This is a genomic window from Vibrio paracholerae (assembly GCF_037672085.1).
Classification (GTDB): Bacteria; Pseudomonadota; Gammaproteobacteria; order Enterobacterales; family Vibrionaceae; genus Vibrio; species Vibrio cholerae.
The window spans coordinates 98,249-120,591 of sequence record NZ_JBBHLM010000002.1 but is presented as its reverse complement, the minus strand read 5'-3'; the positions used below and the strand labels follow the sequence as shown (position 1 = coordinate 120,591).

Below are 22,343 nucleotides of genomic sequence, written 5' to 3'. Positions count from 1 at the left end.
CATTTAATAGTCAACACCCAAATGAGAAAAAATCTCATTTATTTTTTAGAGCACTTTAACAAAGTGGATTCGGCTCTCGACGATGGATTCTTTTTTCTCATAATCTTCAATGAGATAACCATTTTTTATCAACAGCCGTAACATGGCGGGAAACTGATTACGCGATTTCACTTTGATACGTTGATACCCCTGCTCTAACGCCCATTTTTCTTGAACGTCAAGTAAGCGCTGCGCGACACCATGCCCTCGTGCGGCAGGAGTCACACCACCAAACCAGCTGTAGAACGTTTTATTATCGAGCTCGTAACCTATTTTAAAACCTAGCAATTCGCTCTCATTTTCTGCAACGAGCACTAAGCAAGTCTTATCGTTCAGCCGAGCTTGTAAGCTCTGTTCCGTCTCTTTCTGTGCAAACTCATGAATTTTTTCAACGATTTGTACAATTTCACTCAGGGAACCTTGACGAATTAGCATCATTTTTCCTCAAACAATCACCACCGCTAAAAGCAGTGGCTTAGGGATGTTAAAAAGGCTGACTTACGTCAGCCTCGATCTTTGCTTTATTGGCGCGGTGTATTCTTTACTTTTTAGGTAAGAATTGCGCAGCTTTTGCGCTGTCTTCCGCCAACCACTCAGCCACCTCTTTCGCAAAGTAAGTCAAAATGCCATCTGCACCTGCACGTTTGAAGCAGAGTAAAGATTCGAATACCGTTTCCCGCTCTTTCAACCAACCATTCATGATTGCCGCTTTGTGCATCGCATACTCACCGGAAACTTGGTAAGCGAAGGTCGGTACCTGCAATTCGGTTTTGACTCGACGCACGACATCCAGATAGGGCATGCCGGGTTTCACCATCACCATGTCCGCACCTTCATTGATGTCCATCGCGACTTCATGCAAAGCTTCATCGGAATTGGCGGGGTCCATTTGGTAATTTTTCTTGTTGCCACCTTTTAAATTCGCAGATGACCCGACCGCATCACGAAATGGCCCATAGTAATTCGAGGCATATTTAGCGGAATAAGCCATGATTTGAGTATGAATGTACCCCGCCTCTTCCAATGCTTGACGAATACGCCCGATGCGGCCATCCATCATATCGGAAGGGGCAACTACATCCGCACCAGCTTGAGCATGCGACAGTGCTTGCTTCACTAGCACTTCCGTTGTTTCATCATTCAACACATAACCTTGCTCATCGATGATGCCGTCTTGTCCATGAGTTGTGAATGGATCCAACGCCACATCAGTGATCACGCCCATTTGCGGCACATGCTCTTTCAACGCACGCACTGCGCGTTGAACTAAGCCTTCAGGGTTGTAAGCTTCGGCAGCACATAGGCTTTTCGCATCCTGATTGACCACAGGAAACAGAGCAATCGCAGGCACACCGAGGTTAGCGAGGTATTGTGCTTCTTCCAGCATTAAATCGATGGATAAACGTTCTACGCCCGGCATGGAATCGACTTTTTCACGGCGATCTTTACCCATCAAAATAAACATCGGGTAGATCAGATCGTTCACCGACAACTGGTTTTCGGCCACAAGGCGACGGCTGAAATCATGTTTACGCAGGCGGCGTAAACGACGCCCAGGAAATTGACCTTGAATGGATACCGACACTCTATTCTCCTTCTTATGTGGTCAGTGCCTGAAAAATCAGGTGCTGAGGGAAGTGCTGGGCAAAATCATATCACTCTCGGCTCGGCATGCTAGCGGCAAAACAGGAAAAAGCCAAAAATGACCTCGTGCTCACACTCACGTATACTCGCCACAAAACCGAATGTTGAGATGATCCGATGATTGATACCCATGCCCACGTTTATGCCAGTGAATTTGACCATGACCGCGATGAGGTAATCGCTCGCGCTAGAGAAGTCGGTATTGAAAAAATCTTGATGCCTAATATTGACCTCAATTCCATTGCGCCCATGTTGGCAACAGAAGAAGCCTACCCAGATCTTTGCCATTCGATGATGGGACTCCACCCTTGCTATGTGGATGCCAATGTAAAACAGACTTTAGCGACCATCTATGAGTGGTTTTCTCGCCACACTTTTATTGCCGTGGGCGAAATCGGTATCGACCTATATTGGGATAAGACTTTTAAAGCCGAACAAGAAATGGCGTTTTTAACCCAACTCAACTGGGCAAAAGAGCTGGATTTGCCCGTGGTCATTCACACCCGAGATTCGCTCAACGAGACATTAGCATTACTCAAGCAAGCGCAAGATGGTCGCTTACGCGGTGTTTTTCACTGCTTTGGCGGTAGTATCAACGAGGCAAAAGCGATCAATGATCTTGGTTTTCATCTCGGTATTGGCGGGGTCAGTACTTTTAAAAATAGCGGCATGGATCAAGTGATCCCGCAGCTCGATCTTAACTACGTAATTTTAGAAACCGACTGTCCCTATTTAGCCCCCGTCCCCCACCGTGGAAAACGTAATGAACCTATGTTTACCCATCTCATCAGTGAGAAAGTTGCACAGCTTCGCTCACTCCCTCTCGACGAGGTTATCAAAATCACCAACGATAACTCTAAGGTATTGTTTGGAATAGATATATGACAATTTTATTAATTTGATTTCATAGCATTTTATTGAACCAAGATCACTTTCATTTCCTATGCAGCAAATGTAATATTCGTAACAATTTTTCATGGTTAACTTATATATTATGCTCAATTGTACTCACACGAATCATTTGCAACGTAAACGGCGCACATTGTGGCAAAAGCTGATTGGTATTAAAGAAGTCTACATCTGCAGAGAGTGCGGACATATCATCAAGATCAAATAGTGACGGCTTTGCTGCGAGAGCATAGTGGTCTTATTAACCTCTTTTTTGCACTAAGCTCATCGTCACTCAAGCCTCGATAAGTGAGCGAATGACTTGCCCGTGCAGGTCATTCTGGTTCTCTCTTCCTCCCTTCCTGTGACCTCTCACGGAACAGACTCCACTCAAACGTTCAATTGCGCTGCAGTGATCCGATTTTAGATCGCACTCGGGATCTCGTTGCGCAAATCAGCCTGTGGATAAGTCTGTGATAAATTTCTTTATTCACTGTCATCAAACCGCCTATTTCAAGGCTTTATTACAATTCATCGATTGGGGATACTTTCAAAATTACCCACAGCAAAATCAGGATCATCGCTACATATTGTGGATCGAAAATTACAAAACCACTTTATCAACGCAATTCACAGGATTACCCACAGGTGCTGTCATTTTAATCACAAGTGGATAACCCTACTCTTGCTCAGTACTTGTCTAAACTTGAATAGGTTACACTTAGTCCGATTCGGCATGCCAAATGAGAGCAAACCTATGGACCATTTTTTACACATCGACGTTAATGCAGCACAAGCCATGATGGAGCAGAAACAGGCTCATTTAGTCGATATTCGCGACCCACAATCTTTTCAACTCGCTCATGCTAAAAACGCTTACCACCTGACGAACCAATCCATGGTTCAATTCATGGAACAAGCTGAGTTTGATCAGCCGGTTTTAGTCATGTGTTATCACGGCATCAGTAGCCAAGGCGCAGCCCAATATCTGGTTAACCAAGGATTTGAAGAGGTGTATAGTGTCGATGGCGGCTTTGAAGCCTGGCATCGTGCCAATCTCCCCATCGAAGCGAGTTAACGACTAATGCATTTACTGACCACTTTTAACAATCCGCGTGCGGCACAAGCTTTTATCGATTACATGGCCGCCCACCACATTGAAATTCAGATGATGCCGGATGCAGGTGGTCAGTTCACTCTCTGGGTAATCCAAGATCAACACATTGAAACCTCACAAGCTGAACTCGCGCTGTTTTTAGAGAACCCTTATGCGGAAAAATACCAAGCCGCCTCATGGGAAGTCGCAGATCAAAAACGCCCCCAATTTTATTACGCATCGCCCAATTTACTCAGCCTGATTAAAGCCAAAGCTGGAGTGTTTACGCTGTTTATTATGGCGCTGTGTATCATCATCTTTACTCTGCAAACGTTTGGTGCGGGAGATGCGGTGTTTAATGCATTACATTTTCCCGCTCTTGCTGGCCAGCAATGGCAAATTTGGCGCTGGGTTAGTCATGCTTTACTGCACTTTTCCGTCATGCATATTGCCTTTAACTTACTCTGGTGGTGGCAATTTGGGGGCGATCTTGAACAGCGCCTTGGCAGTGTCAGACTGATTAAGCTGTTTGTGGTGTCCGCGATTATCTCTGGTGCCGGTCAATACTGGGTTGAAGGCGCGAATTTTGGAGGCCTATCCGGTGTTGTCTATGCTTTGGCTGGGTATCTGTGGATTCTTGGTCAGCGCGCCCCCCAACTGGGTTTATCCATTCCAAGATCCTTGATGGGCTTTATGCTGATCTGGTTAGTGTTAGGTTATGTGCAGCCGTTTATGGCGATTGCCAATACCGCTCATTTAGCTGGCTTAATCAGCGGTGTCGTACTGGCATGGTTCGACAGCCAACGCGACCAACAAGCTTAAGCATTTCCTCCTTTCTTGCGCCGCTTCTCTTTGAGTCGTGATCAAGGTCAGCACGTATGCTGATCGTAAAACGGCTCACCGACTTGTACTAATCACCAAACCTCTGCTATGAGTTAGTATCGAATGTGCAACATAATGCTTTTCAGTTCTGTGCTGTCCTGACTGCGTTGTGCCTTAGTGTTGCCATAAGATCACGCGATCAATGATCGCATACCCTAACAACTTGCTGCGACGGCAGAGGGCCAGTGAGACCATCGTTACAAGCATAGATAAACTCTGTGACTGGACGAAACGAACACGGCCTCCAGCGTGACCGCTTCAAGTAGAAAAGGGAAATAAAAACATCAGTTGGTCCCATCCAAGGAGAGCAGGTTATGGGTTTATTGGCACGTCTTTTCTCTACAGCACCACATCATCCGACGCAACCAGCGGAGGTTAAGCCAGACCCGCTGATGCAATCTCCGGTAACAACCGAGACGACGGCATTACAGCAAGAACCACAGGTTGCGCCTTATCAAACTGACCTTGCGCTCACCACGCCAGAATCAGACCTCACACCCCAAGTCAATCAAGCTTTTGTTCAGGTGATTCGTGAACATCTGGCACTGTTAGAATGTGAGCCCAACGGCACGATTTGCTATGCCAATGATGCGTTTGCTCATCTCTGTCGGGTATCGGCTGAGGCGATGGTCGGAACGGATTTTGCGAACTTATGGCGCACTCATCAGCAACCATCTGTGCAGCGCTTGCTGCAGGATGCCAAAAAAGGACACCCTGTTTCTGCCGAATTACAGCTCAGCCGCCCGCAAGAGGCAATCTGGATAAAAGCGGATCTATATCCCATCAAGGCGATAAACGGTCAATTACAAAACGTGGTGGTACTGCTGCAAGATATCACTGCGGCCAAGCTGGAAAAAATTGACCGTAGTGGTCAAATGAATGCAATCAATCTCACTCAAGCCGTGATTGAATTTACGCTCGATGGCACCATTCTGACTGCAAATCAGAATTTTCTGCAAACGGTGGGCTATCAGTTGGATGAGATCCAAGGGCGGCACCACAGCATGTTTGTCGATGAGCAGTATAAACAGAGTCAAGAGTACCAACATTTCTGGCAACGTTTGCGCTCCGGCGAATTCTTTGTCGACGAATACAAACGTTTCGGCAAAGGGGGGAAAGAGATCTGGATCCAAGCCAGCTATAACCCGATTATGGACAGTGAGGGTAAACCGTATAAGGTTGTCAAATATGCCACCAACGTGACTCAGCGTAAGATGGTGGTCAATGAAGTCAAACGCGTCATGACGGCGCTCTCCAGCGGCGATCTCAGTGCACAACTCACGCATCCTTTTGAAGGTGAATTTGCTGAGCTCGGTGAGGTGATCAGTCAATTCATTGTCACATTGCGTCAAATCATTACTGACATCAACAGCGTCGCCGCGACCATCAAGCTAGCAGCAACGGAGATTTCCAATGGCAATACCGACCTCTCTAGCCGAACCGAGCAACAAGCCTCCAATCTTGAGCAAACGGCCTCCAGCATGGAAGAGCTAAACAGTACGGTGCGACAAAACTCGGATAACGCCATGCAGGCGAACATCCTTGCGGGTAAAGCTACGGAAATCGCCGCCAGCGGCGGAGAACTGATTGAGCAAGTGGTGGTGACTATGGCCTCGATTAACGAATCCGCGCAAAAGATCGCCGATATTATTGGTGTGATCGATGGTATTGCTTTCCAAACCAATATTCTGGCACTCAATGCTGCGGTAGAAGCCGCTAGAGCCGGTGAACAAGGCCGCGGATTTTCCGTAGTCGCCTCCGAAGTACGCTCACTCGCACAGCGCTCAGCCAATGCAGCGAAAGATATTAAGGCGCTCATCTCAGATTCAGTGAGTAAAATCAGCAATGGGAATGAATTGGTGGATCGCTCCGGCAGCACCATGAAAGACATAGTCGTGTCGATCAAGCGAGTCCATGATTTAATGGCCGATATCGCCTCAGCGTCAGCCGAGCAGGCAACGGGGATTAATGAAGTGAACCAAGCGGTCAATCAGATGGATGAGATGACCCAACAAAATGCAGCGCTCGTCGAAGAGGCAGCCGCGGCTTCAGAAAGCCTATTAGCACAGGCCGAGCAGCTCTATGACCATGTCGCTATGTTCAGATTGCCAGATCAGGACACGAGCGCCCCATCACCGCTGAAAGTGGTCAATAAGCGCGCGCAATCCGCACCAGTGACTCGACATCCGGCCAGCCACATCGCTAAAACGCCAGCAAAAATCACGACCAAAGCCAGCTCGAGAGCACAACCCGTTATGCAGGTTGCGCACGATGAAGAATGGGAGAGTTTTTGAGCCTGGATTGAATTAAACCATGGCGCAGCAGACATCGATACTCTGAGAGTAAAAAAGCGGCAACCGCCGCTTTTTTATTTACTGGCTCGTCGCTGAGCGATGCTCCTAACATAAGCCGATTATTGATAGATGTACTTAGTAAACAGCAAATCCGCAATCACGGTACGCCCTACCTCCGGCAATAGGATATTGTTGAGGCGATTGACAAGCGACTTACGCAAATCCTCACGGCCCGCTAAGGATTTGATAGTGTCTTCTGTTTGCTTACCGAGCAGCTCAACCACGGCATCGCGGATCAAAGGCTGATGTTGCTCCACAATCGGGAGATCGGAGGCCCTAGCAACCATGATATCGATACGCACTTGGATATAACCCAATTTGTTACCTTTGGTAAAAAAATTGGTGGTGAGTTCGGGTTCTAAAGTGAAATAAGCCAACTGAGGTACAGCAGATTTCTCTTCCGCATGACCATGGAAAGGAACAATGAAGCTCAAAGCGAGCATTATTTGGACGACGTAACGTTTTAGCATATTTCTGTCTGCTCTTTATTCTGTTCGCAATACTCGAACCGCCGGAGTCTTGTTACAATAGAGCATCCATTTGGTAAATAAAATGCTTTCCGCGTTCGAACTCTTTGGTTTGGAATCAAAATCTGAGCTTTATTGTATACCCAAACTCGGTGGTATTGCAGGTAGCTAGGGTAATCGGGTAAAGCGTCAAATTGAATAATAGTATGAATCAATTAACTTCGCTCTATTTAGCCGCACTGAATCACGTCACTTGGCAACAGCCTGATGACATTGAATTTCCAGCCCCTTTAGCTAAGCAATGGCTACTCGAACAAGGCTCTCTTTCGCGCCTAATGGCGACGCAGTGTGAGCATCTGACCGTAGACTTATTAAGTAACCAAATCATGCCAGCGGACACCCTTAGCCATGATGAGACTCAGTTGCTCGCCTCTGAAGAGTATCTTCTGCGCCAAGTGATTATTTGTGGCGACCAACAACCTTGGGTATTTGGCCATACCTTGATCCCGCTCTCATCGATGCACAATCAGCCGTTTGATTTAACCCAACAGGGGAAAATTCCACTAGGTCTCACCGTATTTAGTGCGGATAATGTTAAGCGAGATGCACTGCAAGTTGGCTGGGTAGAGACAGAACTCGGACGACTATTAGCTCGTCGCTCTCGCTTATGGATGAACAACAAACCCATGTTAGTGACGGAGCTGTTTCTCGCCACATCCCCGATTTACTCTAAGGAGAGAGTGTAAATGACCGCTGTTAAAGCGCGCGCTTACTGGCAACTGATGCGCATGGATCGCCCGATTGGCTCCCTACTGTTACTTTGGCCGACTCTGTGGGCTCTGCTTTTAGCGGCACAAGGCTTGCCGGATCTGCGCGTCTTAGTCGTATTTGTGTTAGGGGTTTTTTTAATGCGCTCGGCTGGGTGTGTGATCAACGATTACGCCGACCGCCATGTCGATGGCCATGTGAAGCGCACGAGCCAACGTCCATTGCCCGCTGGGTTAATTTCGGCCAAAGAAGCGTTACTGTTATTTGTCCTTCTTGCTGTCAGCTCGTTCTTACTCGTGTTAACCATGAATACCCTAACTATCCAGCTCTCTTTTATCGGCATTCTGTTAGCCTTTGTTTACCCGTTTATGAAGCGCTTCACCCACCTACCTCAACTGGTGCTTGGCCTCGCGTTCAGTTGGTCGATTCCTATGGCTTGGGCTGCTCAAGCAGATACGCTGCCTCCACAAGTCTGGGTACTGTTTTTGATTAATGCGTTATGGACGATTGCTTACGACACCCAATACGCCATGGTCGACCGAGATGATGATGTGAAAATTGGCATCAAATCGACTGCGATCTTATTTGGGCGTTGGGATAAACGCATCATCGGCCTACTGCAGTTGGCGACACTGTGCTTACTGGTCGCTTTAGGCCAAGGTTTAGCGCTTGGCACCAGTTACTACTGGGGTCTGCTGGTCGCAGCGGGACTGTTTGCTTACCAGCAACATTTAATCCGTAATCGCGAACGTATGCCTTGTTTTCAGGCGTTTTTGAATAACAACTATGTGGGGATGGCCATCACCGCAGGCATTCTCTTCAGTGTCTGGTAATCATTCAGAGTGAAGACAAAAAGAAAAGGCATCCGCAGGATGCCTTTTTCATTCGGTTCGATTGGCTAGAACACATTCGTTACACGTCAACCTGACACAAGCTTTCTTGAATCGTCATGCGCACTTCTGGGTAGATCAGCGCATAAAGCTGACGAGACAGCGGCTTCGCCGTTTCTAATACGCAACGCCCCTGCTCATCAAGATATCCCTGCTCTTGCAACGTCACGAACAGCGAAGCAAATACCCCTTTGTCAAAGAACTCAGGCGCATTAATGCCATGCAAACGGCCAAGGCGCTGAGCCAATTCCTGACTCTTCTCTTCCAGCTCTGCTTTACCCAAATGTGGGCAGCTCACCAGCAGGTTCAGTGCAATCGCATAACGCTGCAAGGTTTCAGAAATAATTCTTCCCAGCAGCATCAGCACTTGAGTTTGCGCTTGATTCAGGGTGACGTTTTTCCCTTCCACCGTGACCAAACCTTGGCGTGCTAGCTCAGCCACATAACGCAGTACCAGATCGTTGAGTTCTTCTGCCTCAAAGCGCAAAAACAGCTCTTGTTTCAGGAAAGGATAGATTTGTGCAACGGTCGCTTGCACCTTTTCCAGCGATACACTTTGCTGACGAATCAACAACTGAGCGATCAGCGATGGCAGAGCCAACAAATGGATAATGTTGTTGCGATAATAAGTCATTAGGATCGATTGGTTGCGATCCAGCGAAATAATGTCGCCCATGGTATCGGTTTCCACCACAAACTTATCCAACGACTCCGCATGTTCAACCAGCTTTTCTGCACTCTCACTCGGCAGCGTTGAAGTGGCGGAATACGGCACATTGCGCAGCAGTGATAAGTAACAATCAACCTGCTTAATCAGGTTGTCACGCGCCAAGGCACGCTGACGCGAAGCCAGCAGCGCCGTCGCACACAAGGTCATCGCATTCACCGCAGCCGCATCGTTGATGTGCGTCATCATACGGGTCGCGAGTTTATTCACCGTTGGCGTCATCCATTGCGGCTTGCTCTCGCCCATCGGGTCAATATCTTGCGTCCATTGCGGTACGGTTTCATTCAAAAACTGGTTGAGTGGGATCGGCTCACCGAAGTTCACGTAACCTTGACCAAAATTGCGCAGCTTACGCAGCGTGCGCAGCACTAAACCCGCATTCTCTTTCTCTTTACGTTTGCCGCGTAACTCTTTGGCGTAAGTACCCACTTCCATCACATGCTCATAGCCGATGTAGACTGGGACTAAAGTCACCGGACGATTCAAACCACGCAACATAGCTTGAATGGTCATCGCCAACATGCCGGTTTTGGCAGGTAATAGACGACCAGTACGCGAGCGGCCACCTTCGCTGAAGTATTCCACCGAATAGCCTTTCGCAAACAGCTCAGCAAGATATTCACGGAAAATCGTTGAATAAAGTGGCGCGCCTTTAAAGCTGCGACGAATGAAGAACGCACCGCCGCGGCGGAAAATCGGCCCAGCAGGGAAAAAGTTCAAGTTAATCCCAGCAGCAATATGCGGCGGCACCATACCTTCATGATAAAGCACATAAGAAAGCAGCAAGTAATCCATATGGCTACGGTGACAAGGCACGTAGACAATTTCATGGCCATCTTGCGCCAAGCGACGCACGGTCGCCGCGTTATTGATGTTCAAACCTTGATAGATGCGGTTCCACAACCAACCTAAAATGCGATCGCCTTTTTTCACGAGCGAATAGGAAAAATCCGCCGCGATCTCATCCAGAATGTCGTGCGCTTCTTTACGCGCTTTCTCAAACGGGATCTGTTTGGATTTCGCTTCATCCGCAATCGCTTTTTCAATCGCGGGGGAGTTCATCAAGCGGGCAAACAGTTGTGCTCGCTGCGGCAAATTAGGGCCTGACGCCGCCAGTTTTTGCCGTGAGAAGTGAATGCGTGCTACACGAGCCAATTTGTGGGCAATCGAGGCATCGGTGCCGTGGGTATCCGCCATGTAACGCATCGACACCACAGGGCTAAAACGCACCAAGCAGTCACGGCCAGAAGCCAAAACGGCCAGCGCTTTCTCCGGACCATTCAACGCTTGCAAATAGGGTCTTTCTTGCCCTTCTTTGCCCGGTTTACGTCCCCATAATACCGTTGCTGGGATCACCTGCACATCCAACTCACTGTCGAGCTTATGCTCGGTCAGCAGCTCAGAAAACAGCGCAATAGAGTCACTCGGCACATGCTGATCGCTACTCAATAGCGTTGGGCGCGAAGCAATAAACACATAGCGCTGGAAAGCTTTGCCATTCAGCATCAAAGGCTCTAAAGGGTCAGGCAGACCAGCTTCTTTGGCATGTGTTTGCAACGTCAGCAAGTCGACGTTGGAGCGAAACGGTAAGGCGTAAATCACCGGTTTATGAGTATCGATATCCAGATCTTGGATCGGATTAGACGGAATCGCCGTCCCTTTCACCAGCACCGACATCGGCAACTTCAGTAGTGAACGGGATAATAGGTGTCCTGAAGACATAGAGTTCAAAGCCTCAAGATTCTTGAAATAAGCGCGACAGTACGTCTGCTTTCACGGCCAACGTGAGAGCTCACCATCGTGCGGTATCGTTTTTTGCGCGCCAAGAATACCAGAAACTGGTCAAACCTTTTAATTTAATTGCTTACATGCGCAGCATTTCCGAGTGAAATGGGTGGCTGCCACACCGTCCTTGAAGCCATTACGGAGAACGCAATCCAGTGGCTAACTTCACAATCACACAAAAAACAAGCAATTGGCTTTGCAATTCTCATTGCACTGGATATACTCACAGTCAACTGTATAAAAAGACAGGTGACTCATGAAGCCGTTAACCCCTCGCCAACAAGAAGTGTTTGATCTGATCAAAAGCAAGATCGATGAAACCGGAATGCCCCCAACCCGCGCCGAAATTGCTAAAGAGCTGGGTTTTCGTTCGGCCAATGCGGCTGAAGAACACCTCAAAGCGCTGGCTCGTAAACAAGTGATTGAAATGGTGCCCGGAGCCTCACGCGGGATCCGCATCCTCATCGATAACGCCGCGAACGAAGAAGAAGCCGAAATAGGCTTGCCTTTGATTGGCCGCGTTGCCGCGGGTGAACCGATTCTTGCTCAAGAGCATGTGGAAGCACACTACCAAGTAGACCCAAGCATGTTCCGCCCACAAGCCGATTTTCTGCTGCGTGTACATGGCGAAAGTATGAAGAACATCGGTATCCTCGATGGTGACTTACTTGCTGTGCACAAAACGCAAGATGTACGCAACGGCCAAGTCGTGGTGGCGCGCGTAGAAGATGACGTCACTGTGAAACGTCTGGAGCGCAAAGGTTCCAAAGTTTTCCTGCATGCGGAGAATGAAGAGTTTGCGCCAATCGAAGTCGATTTAGCCGCGCAATCGCTCACCATTGAAGGCATTGCAGTCGGCGTCATTCGCAACAGCACTTGGATGTAAGATTTGTTGAGATAAATTCTCAACAACTTGCCTTCTTATTTGATATTCATTATCATCTTCCTATCCCAGCATAGGAAGATGAGCATGCGTCACTCAGATTCACCCACCTCAGACCCATACCAAGTTCCTGCGAATTTGGTTCAGCCACTTTGGCTGCGCAGCCGAGAAAGCTTGGTCGATAATGGCTTGGTGTATGATCCGATTGCCGCCAATGCTTGTCGTCGTTGCGCTTTAGCCCAAGACTGCCTGACGGGCGATATCGCTCAAAAGCAGTTACTCCACGTCACTTTGACTCAACTTTGTGACCAACAAGTTCGCCACTTTCTTGATACTCATCCTGATGGCTGGATCATTAATGTCGGCGCAGGCCTCGACACCCGCTTTTATCGGGTTGATAACGGCCGCTGCCACTGGATTGAGTGGGATATTACTGAAAACCTGTTATGGCGTGAGAAGCTATTTCACCGCAGTGAGCGTTATCAACTGGTGTGTGGTGATGTGATGCAACCACAAGGACTTGCCGAACTGCCGATCCCTGAATTCGCTCCTGTGCTGTTGGTCTGTGAACATGCCTTGCTCGATTGCGATGCTCAGCAAGTGGCGCGTTTCGTGCGCTCTATCGGATTACATTTTGCCAAAGCCAGCGCCTGCCTTGTGGTGGCGGGAGATAAAACCTCCAGCTATCTAGGCCAAAAACTGGGCTGTGAAGCTTATGCCCACGGGTTTACCTGCGCAGGTGATGCCATCATCAATTGCTTGCCGTGGGCGAAATCAGTACGCACTTTCTCACCACTGGATCGCCATTGTGATCGCTGGAAATTTTGGCAACGCGCGATTGCACGCTCCGGCATTTACAAAACACGCTTAACCCCTGTTGTTGTTAACCTAGATTGGTAACCCGCCATCTCGGTCATGTCATAGCCCAACTATCCCCACTCAGTTACACTAACCACAAGTCGTTACTGAGGTTTTCTGTGTGTCACTGATTTTGCAAACGTTGAAACAACCGAATGTACATCGCCAAGTGCTGGCGATCGCGCTGCCTATGGTGCTGTCTAACATTACCGTTCCACTGCTCGGCTTGGTCGATGCCGCGGTGATCGGTCATCTCGAACACGCTTGGTATTTAGGCGGCGTGGCACTCGGCAGCACTATGATTAGCGTGACATTCTGGCTGCTCGGCTTTTTACGTATGTCGACCACAGGCTTAACCGCCCAAGCGCACGGTGCGCAAAATTCACAGCAGCTTGCTCGAGTTTTACTGCAAGGCAGCGTCATTGCACTGGGTTTAGCCGCACTGTTTTTACTGTTTCATCGCCCTGTCGCCGAACTGATTTTTCACTTCAGCGATGCCAGCAGCGAAGTCAAAACCTACGCTCACGCCTATTTCTCTATTCGTGCGTGGAGCGCCCCAGCCGCACTCCTTAACTTTGTGCTATTGGGCTGGTTACTCGGTACGCAAAATGCCCGCGCCCCGATGTGGATGGTGATCATTACCAACCTGACCAATATTGTGCTCGATCTGCTGTTGGTACTCGGGCTTGGGCTGAAAGTCGAAGGAGCCGCCATTTCGTCGGTTATCGCCGATTATGCTGGTCTCTTGTTTGGTCTCCTGTGTGTGGTGCGTTACTGGCGGCAGCATCAGCTCCCAGCCCCTTTCTCTTTTATCCCCTCTCTCAGCAAAGAGCTTTCCCGTTTAGTGGCGCTCAATCGTGACATCTTCCTACGCTCACTCTGTCTGCAAGCCGTATTTAGCTTTATGACCTTTCAAGGCGCAGCGTTGGGAGATGACATCGTCGCTGCTAATGCGGTGCTGATGAGCTTTTTGATGATGATTTCCTATGGCATGGATGGATTTGCCTACGCGATGGAAGCCATGGTCGGTAAAGCAATTGGTGCCAAGGATGATCGCCAACTGCGTACTGCCATGATTAGCAGTACCTTTTGGGCTACCATGATCTGTTTGCTGTTAAGCCTGATCTTCTTAGGTTTTGGATCGGTTCTGATCCAAATGATCACTAACATTCCGAGCGTTCAAGCAACGGCGGAACATTATCTGCCTTGGCTGGTCGCCATGCCATTAATCGCCGTGTGGTGTTTTCTATTGGATGGTGTGTTTATCGGCGCGACCAAAGGCACAGAGATGCGAAATAGCATGGCTATTGCGGCCGTCGCCTTCTTTGTCATTTACGGGTTCATGACCCACTACGGTAATCACGCTCTGTGGCTAGCCATGCTCAGCTTTATGGCACTGCGTGGTTTCACCTTAGGGCTTACCTTTTATACGCAATGGCGCGCGGGGACTTTTTTACCGGCTCGCTTTTCCATTTAAACCACCTCCGATCGTTTAAGTAGCAGCTGTTTAGATATCGCCATCCCGAAACATAGTAAAGCCCGCTGGCAGGTGAAACACCGAGCCAGCAGGCGCTTACCTCAACTAATCAAAAGGCTGAGGCTTAGGTGTATTGTCGTTGGATGGCGGTAAAATGGGTAAAGCAAAGCTTGGTTGCTCTCCTGTTAAGGTATGCAAGAAAGCCACTATCTTACCGTTTTCATCATCGGTAAATTTACGCCCTAGCTGTAAACGCCCCATGATATCCACAGCGTCTTTAAGCGTGGCCGCTTCTCCGTCATGGAAGTAGGGATACGTTAACGCCACATTGCGCAGTGTCGGAACTTTAAATTTAAAGCGATCAGCGTCAGCGCCAGTTACTGCACTGAGTCCTTCGACTTTATTGTTGGTTTGATACGGTTCAATCAAACCCATTTTTTGGAACGAATTGCCACCTAACGCACTGCCGTTATGACAAGCCACACAGCCCGAGTTTTTAAACAACTCATAGCCCGCCAGCTCTTGAGCCGTTATCGCGCTATCATCCCCCATTAACCATTGGTCAAAACGTGAGTATGGGGTCACTAAGGTCTTTTCAAACTCCGCAATCGCTTCAGTCACTTGATCGATATCTAGGGTTGGCTTACCAAACACTAGACGAAACTCACTCACGTAAGCTGGGATTGATTGCAACACATCAATGGCTAACGTATGCGTAAAAGCCATTTCACCCGGATTGGCAATCGGCCCACCCGCCTGCTCTTTCAGATCAGCCGCTCGACCATCCCAAAATTGGGCAATATTCAAACTGGCATTGAGCACAGTCGGTGAGTTGATTGGACCTTGTTGCCAGTTATGACCGATGGACGTCTTTAAGTTATCACTGCCGCCCATGCTCAAGTTATGGCATGAGTTACACGAGATGAATCCTGATTTGGATAAGCGCGGATCAAAGTACAGTTTTTTACCCAGCTCGGCTTTTCCAATGTGGATTTCCTGCGCAGGTAAAATGGGGGAAACAGGTTCGCTTCTTGGCGATGCCGCAAAAGCATACCCAGCGAAGGAGAGGGATATCGCTAAGCTCAGCGAGGTAAGAACGACTTTCATAATGGCTTCCTTGTTTTATGTTATTGGTTTTATTGTGGCTTTACGTTGCTGACATGTGTTACGGCTCCTGACGTGCAACTGAATCTATGCTCTAAGCGTTTACGAATCGCTTTAAATTAGAGCCTGCTTATATGAATAGTAGAAATTCGCAGCGGTGCGAACACTAACCAAGATAGATTTGCTTTAAATCAAAGATGGCGATGACAACATCATCAAAAAGCGAAGTCGGTCAAACTTTGTGCTGTTCCAAAAACAAAGGGCACCGATAAGGTGCCCTTCTTGACTTTACGCAGCGCTCAAAGCACGGCTCTTTATTCTTCTTCCTCTTGTCCTTCATCGGCTTCATCACGGGTATAAAAACGGGCGAAGAACAAGCCGACTTCAAACAACAAGCACATAGGAATCGCAAGCAGCGTTTGCGAAATCAGATCCGGTGGGGTCAATAGCATGCCGACCACAAATGCCCCAACAATAATGTAAGGACGCTTTTCCGATAGGCTTTTAGGCGTGGTTGCGCCCGTCCAGCACAGCAAAATGATCGCAACCGGCACTTCAAACGCAATACCAAAGGCTAGAAACAGCGCCAATACAAAATCGAGATAACTCGCGATATCGGTCGCGAACTCCACACCACCGAGTGAAATGGCGGTGAAAAATCCAAACACCAGCGGAAACACCACAAAATAGGCAAACGCGACACCGCAGTAAAACAGCAGCGAGCTAGAGACCAGCAGCGGGAAGATTAAACGCCGTTCGTGCTTATATAAACCGGGAGCCACAAATGCCCACACCTGATACAAAATGAAAGGCACAGCGAGAAACACAGCGGCAATCAACGTCAGCTTGAGGGGCGTGAAAAAGGGTGAAGCCACATCGGTCGCAATCATGGTTGCGCCCGCGGGAAGTCGCTCGACTAGGGGTTTTGAGACAAACTCGTAAATTTCATTCGAGAAATAGATCAAGCCAATAAATATCACCACCACAGCCGCCACCGCTTTCAGCAGGCGATTACGCAGTTCCAGCAAATGGCTGATCAAAGGTTGGGTCTGTTCAACGGAAGACATGCAAACCTCATGTAACAGATCAAAAAAGAGTTATCACATCAGTACTGAAACCTAGGATAACTCTTGATAAAGAGAGCTTAAAAAACGCTTATTCGGCCTTTTTTTCCGCCGGTTGCGACGCGCTATCGAGGCGAACATCGGGCTCTGTAGCCGAACTGGGGTTGCTACTGGTAGAGCTAGCTTCACTGCTCGGCGTTGCGGCGTAAGGACGCTGCACTTCCTGCGCGGCTTGCTTGAGTGATTCCACCGATTTTTGCAGTTCTGGTGATAAGTTTTGCATCCCCATCTGCTCGGCTTTGCGCAGGTTTTCTTGCAACTCCTGCACTTTCAGCTCATGCGCTAACTCATCCTTCACGCTATTGGCCATGCTTTTCGCTGCAGAGACAAACTTTGCCACGCTGCGAATCGCATGGGGTAATCGCTCAGGGCCAAGCACCACCAGCGCCACAATAGCGATCAATACCAGTTCCCAAAAACCGATATCAAACACGACTTATGCCTGCTCTTTGTCTTTTTTCACTTCAGCAGACGCATTGGTTTTGGCCTGCTCAAGATTTTTGGTTTCGAAGTCAGCATCTTTCTGATTTGCTGCGCTGTTTGACTCTTCTTCCGACATGGCTTTCTTAAAGCCTTTGACCGCGCTGCCCAAATCACTGCCAATACCGCGCAGTTTCTTAGTGCCAAACAGTAATACCACTATCACTGCAATGATAAGAAGTTGCCAAATACTGATACCACCCATCTCTTTTACCTCGGGTTATGTGTGAACAAATCTTCGAACTTATCGACGCGACAAGGCGCTACTGGCGATAAGCTCGCCAACTCAATAGCCAACATAACACGCCAATGGTCGCGCTACCGATCGCTAAAGGTTCTAATTGGTTGGAGATCCATATCGCCGAGCATACGACTAATGTGGCTCCAACACCAAACAAAAACTTTCCCGTCCCTTGTTGGCGTTTGGATTGGCGATAACCTTGATAAAGATTATCTAAACGCTGATTCAAGTTACGACCTTGCTTTAAGCTGTCATACAACAATTCTGGCAGCTCAGGCATTTTTTCAAACCATAAGGGTGCACGCTCTTTCAATGCATGCAAGAAAGCTTGTGGCCCCACTTGGTTAGCCATCCACTTTTCTAAAAACGGTTTGGCGGTTTGCCATAAATCGAGTTGTGGGTAGAGCTGACGGCCCAAGCCTTCGACATACAGCAGTGTTTTTTGCAGCAAAACTAACTGCGGTTGCACTTCCATATTGAAGCGTCGCGCGGTGTTAAACAGATTCAGTAACACGTGACCAAATGAAATCTCACACAGCGGTTTGGCGAAAATCGGCTCACACACCATGCGGATCGCCACTTCAAACTCATCGACATTGGTATCCAGTGGTACCCAACCGGAATCGACGTGCAGTTGCGCTACGCGGCGATAGTCACGATTGAAGAAGGCAAGGAAGTTTTCGGCCAGATAGCGCTTATCTTCGCTATTCAGTGTCCCGACTATGCCGCAGTCCAAACCAATCCATTGCGGGTTTTCAGGATGGTTAGGATTGACGAACACGTTACCTGGATGCATATCCGCATGGAAGAAACTGTCGCGAAATACTTGGGTGAAAAACACACTCACGCCACGTTCCGCCAGTAACTTCATATTGGTGCCGTTGGCATGAAGTCCTGCCAAGTCAGAAACTTGGATGCCGTATATTCGCTCAGAAACCATGACAGTTTCATTACAGAAATCCGTTAACACCTCAGGGACATACAACTCTTCGCTGTTTTCGAAGTTGCGGCGCAGCTGAATCGCATTGGCCGCTTCACGGCGCAGGTCCAACTCATCGAGCAAGGTTTTCTCGTATTCGCGTACCACTTCCACCGGTTTTAAGCGGCGTGCTTCCGGCAGCGCTTTAGCCACAATGCGTGCCACGCGATACATCAGCTTAATGTCGGCATCAATCTGCGGACGAATATCCGGACGGATCACTTTCAGCACCACATCACGACCATTACTCTTGAGCTTGGCGGTGTGTACTTGGGCTATCGACGCGGAAGCTAATGGTTTGATATCAAAGTCATCAAACCAAGTTTCCAGCGGTGCACCGAGTTCTTCTTCAATCAATTGCTTGGCTTGTAGGCCATCAAACGGCGCAACTTTATCTTGCAACATAGCCAAGGGATCGGCGATGTGCGGCGGAAACAAATCACGGCGAGTCGACATCATCTGCCCAAACTTGATCCACACCGGGCCAAGTTCTTGCAGTGCCAAACGTAAACGATCGCCTAACGCTTTATCGGCGTGTTGATTGCGCAGCCAAAAAAGAGATTTACGCGCCAGTAGCGGCGCTCGGGTCAGATGATGCTCTGGCAACAGCTCATCTAAGCCATATTCGAGTTGAACTTTAACTATCCGGTATAAACGTTTCAGCTCTGCAGGTTTCATGCTTTTTCCAGTAACTGGTTCAAACGCGCTTCTAAACGCGCAGCGTGACTTTTCACGTCATCCACTTGATCGCAAAAATAGGCAATTTCCAACGGTGGCGGCGCAATCCGCCACTCTTCAGTGAGCACCTGTGCCAAGTGGTTTTGATGCTTATGCGCTTGCTGTTTTAGCGCGCCGGCGATGCTTTTCACACCATGCACGACCGTGTGTGCCACCACATCACCCGTGATGCGCGATAACCACTCTTCCACATCCGGTTTGCAATCGGTCATCAGCTCGGAAAACTTCTGCGCCAGTTGGATATCGCCTTCCAGCTCTAGCTTATCTTGCTTGATCAACTGGGTAATATTGGCTTGCTCACGCAGCTGAGGAAGAATCGAGAGGTTTAATGCCAGATAGCAATCCGGCTGACCTTCAAAGCCCGTCATCACATCGATGCGCTGACTGAACACAAAAGTCAGGGATTGATTTAATTCACGCAGATGCAGCGAAATCACTTTGCCTTTCAGACGCAGCAGTTTGCGGCCTAACGCCGGATCATCATTGATGAGCGTGTTGAGCGTGGTTTCAATCACTGCGGTCAGCAAAGGAGACAGTGGCATGGTTGCAAGCAATGACATAGCAGCCCTTAAAATTTGTAACCACGATGCAGCGCCACAATGCCGCCGGTCAGGTTGTAATAGGTGGTTTGTTCAAAACCCGCCTCTTCCATCATGCCTTTTAGAGTCTCTTGATCCGGATGCATGCGGATCGACTCAGCAAGATAGCGATAGCTGTCTGCATCATTGGCGATCAGTTGCCCCATCTTAGGCAAAATATGGAACGAGTAAGTATCATAAAGCTTAGACAGCGGCTCAAGGATCGGCTTAGAAAACTCCAGCACCAACAGGCGGCCACCGGGTTTCAATACACGGAACATCGAACGCAGTGCTTTATCTTTGTCGGTCACGTTACGCAGACAGAAACTGATGGTAATGCAGTCAAAATAGTTGTCTGGGAAAGGCAGTTCTTCGGCGTTGGCTTGCACGTAATGCACATTGCCTACCACGCCGCTGTCGCGCAGTTTATCGCGGCCGACATTGAGCATTGAGTTATTGATATCGGCCAAAATCACATGGCCTTTCTCGCCCACAATACGCGAGAATTTCGCGGTTAAATCGCCTGTACCGCCGCCCAAATCGAGAATGCGTTGTCCCGGACGTGCGCCTGAACAATCGATGGTAAAGCGCTTCCATAAACGGTGGATACCGCCCGACATCAGGTCATTCATGATGTCGTATTTGGCCGCAACCGAGTGAAACACTTGCGCGACTTTATGTACTTTTTCATCTTTACGTACGGTTTCAAACCCGAAGTGGGTCGTTTCCTGATTGTCTGTTGCAGAGTTTGCTAGCACGTTGGTGTCCGTCATTATTTTTCCTCTTTGGCCGTCATGACTGCGGCGACTGCGGGCGATTAGTTTACTTTATCCTCAATCGGATGTCTTTCTACTAAAGGGGCATTTTCCTGATCCGGCGCTTGTTGTGCGCGTTCAATCAATGGCTGAGGGATAGAACGTTTGATTTCCACCCCAAGCTGTTTGAAACTTTCCGCCTGACGAATGGCGTTACCACGCCCAGTCACCAGCTTATTCATCGCCCCTTGGTAGCTCTGATTAGCTTTATCCAGCGCGCCGCCTAGCCCTTCCATATCTTCTACGAACAAACGCAGCTTATCGTACAACTTGCTAGCACGTTCAGCGATCAACTGCGCATTTTGGTTCTGCCGCTCGTTGCGCCATAAGTTATCAATGGTGCGCAGCGCCACCAGCAAAGTGGTGGGGCTGACCAAAATAATGTTCTGCTCCATCGCGTCTTTGACCAAGCTTGGATCGGCTTGAATCGCGACTTGAAACGCAGGTTCAACTGGAATAAACATCAGCACGTAATCGAGGCTCTGAATGCCTTTGAGTTGATGGTAATCTTTCTGCCCTAGCCCACGAATATGGTTACGCAGCGCAAGTAAGTGCTCACGTAATGCGCTATCTTGCTCACTATCGGTTTCGGCATGGAAGTAGCGCTCATACGCGACCAAAGCCATCTTTGAGTCGATCACCACCTGCTTGTTTTGCGGCAAATGGACAATCACATCTGGCTGAAAACGCTTACCCGCTTCGTTTTGTAAGCTGACTTGGGTTTGGTATTCATGCCCTTCGCGCAGCCCAGATTCCGCCAGCACACGCGCCAACACCACTTCTCCCCAGTTGCCTTGCTGCTTATTATCCCCTTTCAGCGCTTGGGTCAGGTTGACCGCTTCTTTGGCCATCTGCTCATTAAGGCGCTGCAAGTTTCGCAGTTCATGCACTAAGGTGTGACGCTCTTTGGCTTCGTGGTTAAAGCTATCATTGACCTGCTTTTTAAAACCTTCGAGCTGCTCTTTAAGTGGTGTGAGCAAGCCTTCCAAACTCTGGCGGTTTTGCACATCGACCGTTGCGGTTTTGTGCTCAAACACCTGATTGGCTAAATGCTCGAATTGTTGTTTCAGGCGCTCTTCAGCCCGTTCAAGCAGCTGCAATTTTTCTTGGCTCGCCACCAATTGCTGCTGATGACGCGCTTCTTGTTCACGTAATTGGCTTTCTAACTCGGCTTTCGCGGCGCGCACTTGGTTTAGCTCATCGGCATACTGCTGGCGCTCTTGTTTCACCGCCTCAAAATAACGCAGCTTTTCCAGCACTGCCATTAACTTGCCGTGTGATTGCTTGAGTTCAAGTTCGTTTTTGTCACGTAACGCATCTAGCTCATCCAACTCTTGCTGCGCTGTGGTGAGCTGCTCATTAAGTTGCTGAATTTGCTGCGCATGCCAGTGGTTCTGCTGCTCAAGCAATTGGGTTTTCAGTTGGTAGCGCTGCTTGACCCACCAGCCGATCGCCACTCCAGTGGATCCTGCACTCACTAACGCCGACCACAATGCGCTTTGATTTTCAAAAATCCATTGCATGTT

21 protein-coding genes are annotated in these 22,343 nt (G+C 48.7%); 9 read left to right on the top strand and 12 right to left on the bottom strand.

From position 1 onward, the window contains the following. Positions 1-45: 45 nt before the first annotated feature. On the bottom strand, positions 46-474 hold the full coding sequence (locus R4537_RS05860) for a GNAT family N-acetyltransferase (RefSeq protein ID WP_000908506.1): 429 nt from the start codon (positions 472-474) through the stop codon (positions 46-48). 106 nt (positions 475-580) lie between these two features. Beyond that, positions 581-1,624, bottom strand: coding sequence for a porphobilinogen synthase (hemB, locus tag R4537_RS05855; protein ID WP_000116550.1), 1,044 nt, complete (start codon positions 1,622-1,624; stop codon positions 581-583). Between the two features lie 176 nt (positions 1,625-1,800). Here hemB and R4537_RS05850 point away from each other — a divergent pair, with 176 nt between their 5' ends. The 4 genes from R4537_RS05850 (at position 1,801) to R4537_RS05835 (ending at position 6,843) form a co-directional block, all read left to right on the top strand. Further along, positions 1,801-2,568 carry a TatD family hydrolase gene (locus R4537_RS05850; protein WP_071178009.1) on the top strand — a complete coding sequence of 256 codons (768 nt, stop codon included), beginning with the start codon at positions 1,801-1,803 and terminating at the stop codon, positions 2,566-2,568. Between the two features lie 760 nt (positions 2,569-3,328). Further along, positions 3,329-3,649 (top strand): thiosulfate sulfurtransferase GlpE, encoded by a 321-nt coding sequence (glpE, locus tag R4537_RS05845; RefSeq protein WP_000349528.1) that lies wholly within the window; start codon positions 3,329-3,331, stop codon positions 3,647-3,649. Positions 3,650-3,655: 6 nt separating this feature from the next. Continuing rightward, a complete protein-coding gene (gene glpG / locus R4537_RS05840) occupies positions 3,656-4,489 on the top strand; it encodes a rhomboid family intramembrane serine protease GlpG (protein WP_071178007.1) in 834 nt (277 codons plus the stop codon). Positions 4,490-4,863: 374 nt separating this feature from the next. Further along, on the top strand, positions 4,864-6,843 hold the full coding sequence (locus R4537_RS05835; protein WP_071178006.1) for a methyl-accepting chemotaxis protein: 1,980 nt from the start codon (positions 4,864-4,866) through the stop codon (positions 6,841-6,843). A gap of 119 nt (positions 6,844-6,962) precedes the next feature. Here the strand turns inward: R4537_RS05835 and R4537_RS05830 are convergent, their stop codons facing one another. After that, the gene (locus tag R4537_RS05830) at positions 6,963-7,373 is read right to left on the bottom strand and encodes a flagellar basal body-associated protein FliL (RefSeq protein ID WP_000920142.1); all 411 of its coding nucleotides are present in this window, start codon (positions 7,371-7,373) and stop codon (positions 6,963-6,965) included. A 203-nt stretch (positions 7,374-7,576) separates the two neighbouring features. Here R4537_RS05830 and R4537_RS05825 point away from each other — a divergent pair, with 203 nt between their 5' ends. After that, positions 7,577-8,116, top strand: a complete 540-nt coding sequence (locus R4537_RS05825; protein WP_001072869.1) for a chorismate lyase — start codon at positions 7,577-7,579, stop codon at positions 8,114-8,116. Continuing rightward, entirely contained in the window at positions 8,117-8,971 is an 855-nt protein-coding gene (gene ubiA / locus R4537_RS05820) for a 4-hydroxybenzoate octaprenyltransferase (protein WP_071178005.1), read from the top strand. A gap of 79 nt (positions 8,972-9,050) precedes the next feature. Here ubiA and plsB read toward each other — a convergent pair whose 3' ends face one another. Beyond that, on the bottom strand, positions 9,051-11,477 hold the full coding sequence (gene plsB / locus R4537_RS05815; RefSeq protein WP_071178004.1) for a glycerol-3-phosphate 1-O-acyltransferase PlsB: 2,427 nt from the start codon (positions 11,475-11,477) through the stop codon (positions 9,051-9,053). A 319-nt stretch (positions 11,478-11,796) separates the two neighbouring features. Here plsB and lexA point away from each other — a divergent pair, with 319 nt between their 5' ends. From lexA to dinF, 3 genes are all read left to right on the top strand, one after another. After that, positions 11,797-12,426, top strand: a complete 630-nt coding sequence (lexA, locus tag R4537_RS05810; protein ID WP_069647603.1) for a transcriptional repressor LexA — start codon at positions 11,797-11,799, stop codon at positions 12,424-12,426. An 84-nt stretch (positions 12,427-12,510) separates the two neighbouring features. Beyond that, a complete protein-coding gene (locus R4537_RS05805) occupies positions 12,511-13,323 on the top strand; it encodes a class I SAM-dependent methyltransferase (protein ID WP_001216392.1) in 813 nt (270 codons plus the stop codon). A 79-nt stretch (positions 13,324-13,402) separates the two neighbouring features. After that, positions 13,403-14,758 (top strand): MATE family efflux transporter DinF, encoded by a 1,356-nt coding sequence (dinF, locus tag R4537_RS05800; protein WP_071178003.1) that lies wholly within the window; start codon positions 13,403-13,405, stop codon positions 14,756-14,758. A 105-nt stretch (positions 14,759-14,863) separates the two neighbouring features. Here dinF and R4537_RS05795 read toward each other — a convergent pair whose 3' ends face one another. From R4537_RS05795 to rmuC, 8 genes are all read right to left on the bottom strand, one after another. After that, a complete protein-coding gene (locus tag R4537_RS05795) occupies positions 14,864-15,865 on the bottom strand; it encodes a cytochrome-c peroxidase (RefSeq protein ID WP_002030107.1) in 1,002 nt (333 codons plus the stop codon). A gap of 311 nt (positions 15,866-16,176) precedes the next feature. After that, a complete protein-coding gene (gene tatC / locus R4537_RS05790) occupies positions 16,177-16,929 on the bottom strand; it encodes a twin-arginine translocase subunit TatC (protein WP_071178002.1) in 753 nt (250 codons plus the stop codon). Positions 16,930-17,017: 88 nt separating this feature from the next. Continuing rightward, positions 17,018-17,419, bottom strand: a complete 402-nt coding sequence (gene tatB / locus R4537_RS05785) for a Sec-independent protein translocase protein TatB (RefSeq protein ID WP_000459621.1) — start codon at positions 17,417-17,419, stop codon at positions 17,018-17,020. 3 nt (positions 17,420-17,422) lie between these two features. Then, a complete protein-coding gene (tatA, locus tag R4537_RS05780; protein WP_000508969.1) occupies positions 17,423-17,671 on the bottom strand; it encodes a Sec-independent protein translocase subunit TatA in 249 nt (82 codons plus the stop codon). A 58-nt stretch (positions 17,672-17,729) separates the two neighbouring features. Then, entirely contained in the window at positions 17,730-19,364 is a 1,635-nt protein-coding gene (ubiB, locus tag R4537_RS05775) for a ubiquinone biosynthesis regulatory protein kinase UbiB (protein WP_000801143.1), read from the bottom strand. Next, the gene (locus tag R4537_RS05770) at positions 19,361-19,966 is read right to left on the bottom strand and encodes a ubiquinone biosynthesis accessory factor UbiJ (RefSeq protein ID WP_057555636.1); all 606 of its coding nucleotides are present in this window, start codon (positions 19,964-19,966) and stop codon (positions 19,361-19,363) included. Before R4537_RS05770 ends, ubiB begins: the two co-directional genes overlap by 4 nt. A gap of 26 nt (positions 19,967-19,992) precedes the next feature. Beyond that, positions 19,993-20,775 (bottom strand): bifunctional demethylmenaquinone methyltransferase/2-methoxy-6-polyprenyl-1,4-benzoquinol methylase UbiE, encoded by a 783-nt coding sequence (gene ubiE, locus R4537_RS05765; RefSeq protein ID WP_000132703.1) that lies wholly within the window; start codon positions 20,773-20,775, stop codon positions 19,993-19,995. 44 nt (positions 20,776-20,819) lie between these two features. Next, positions 20,820-22,340, bottom strand: coding sequence for a DNA recombination protein RmuC (gene rmuC / locus R4537_RS05760; RefSeq protein WP_071178001.1), 1,521 nt, complete (start codon positions 22,338-22,340; stop codon positions 20,820-20,822). Positions 22,341-22,343 lie beyond the last annotated feature (3 nt).

Excerpts from the sequence above, each read along its gene's own strand:
- R4537_RS05860 (WP_000908506.1), bottom strand. The coding sequence starts at position 474 with ATGCTAATTCGTCAAGGTTCCCTGAGTGAAATTGTACAAATCGTTGAA.
- R4537_RS05850 (WP_071178009.1), top strand. The coding sequence starts at position 1,801 with ATGATTGATACCCATGCCCACGTTTATGCCAGTGAATTTGACCATGAC.
- glpE (WP_000349528.1), top strand. The coding sequence starts at position 3,329 with ATGGACCATTTTTTACACATCGACGTTAATGCAGCACAAGCCATGATG.
- glpG (WP_071178007.1), top strand. The coding sequence starts at position 3,656 with ATGCATTTACTGACCACTTTTAACAATCCGCGTGCGGCACAAGCTTTT.
- R4537_RS05835 (WP_071178006.1), top strand. The coding sequence starts at position 4,864 with ATGGGTTTATTGGCACGTCTTTTCTCTACAGCACCACATCATCCGACG.
- R4537_RS05830 (WP_000920142.1), bottom strand. The coding sequence starts at position 7,373 with ATGCTAAAACGTTACGTCGTCCAAATAATGCTCGCTTTGAGCTTCATT.
- R4537_RS05825 (WP_001072869.1), top strand. The coding sequence starts at position 7,577 with ATGAATCAATTAACTTCGCTCTATTTAGCCGCACTGAATCACGTCACT.
- ubiA (WP_071178005.1), top strand. The coding sequence starts at position 8,117 with ATGACCGCTGTTAAAGCGCGCGCTTACTGGCAACTGATGCGCATGGAT.
- plsB (WP_071178004.1), bottom strand. The coding sequence starts at position 11,477 with ATGTCTTCAGGACACCTATTATCCCGTTCACTACTGAAGTTGCCGATG.
- lexA (WP_069647603.1), top strand. The coding sequence starts at position 11,797 with ATGAAGCCGTTAACCCCTCGCCAACAAGAAGTGTTTGATCTGATCAAA.
- R4537_RS05805 (WP_001216392.1), top strand. The coding sequence starts at position 12,511 with ATGCGTCACTCAGATTCACCCACCTCAGACCCATACCAAGTTCCTGCG.
- R4537_RS05795 (WP_002030107.1), bottom strand. The coding sequence starts at position 15,865 with ATGAAAGTCGTTCTTACCTCGCTGAGCTTAGCGATATCCCTCTCCTTC.
- tatC (WP_071178002.1), bottom strand. The coding sequence starts at position 16,929 with ATGTCTTCCGTTGAACAGACCCAACCTTTGATCAGCCATTTGCTGGAA.
- tatA (WP_000508969.1), bottom strand. The coding sequence starts at position 17,671 with ATGGGTGGTATCAGTATTTGGCAACTTCTTATCATTGCAGTGATAGTG.
- ubiB (WP_000801143.1), bottom strand. The coding sequence starts at position 19,364 with ATGAAACCTGCAGAGCTGAAACGTTTATACCGGATAGTTAAAGTTCAA.
- R4537_RS05770 (WP_057555636.1), bottom strand. The coding sequence starts at position 19,966 with ATGCCACTGTCTCCTTTGCTGACCGCAGTGATTGAAACCACGCTCAAC.
- ubiE (WP_000132703.1), bottom strand. The coding sequence starts at position 20,775 with ATGACGGACACCAACGTGCTAGCAAACTCTGCAACAGACAATCAGGAA.
- rmuC (WP_071178001.1), bottom strand. The coding sequence starts at position 22,340 with ATGCAATGGATTTTTGAAAATCAAAGCGCATTGTGGTCGGCGTTAGTG.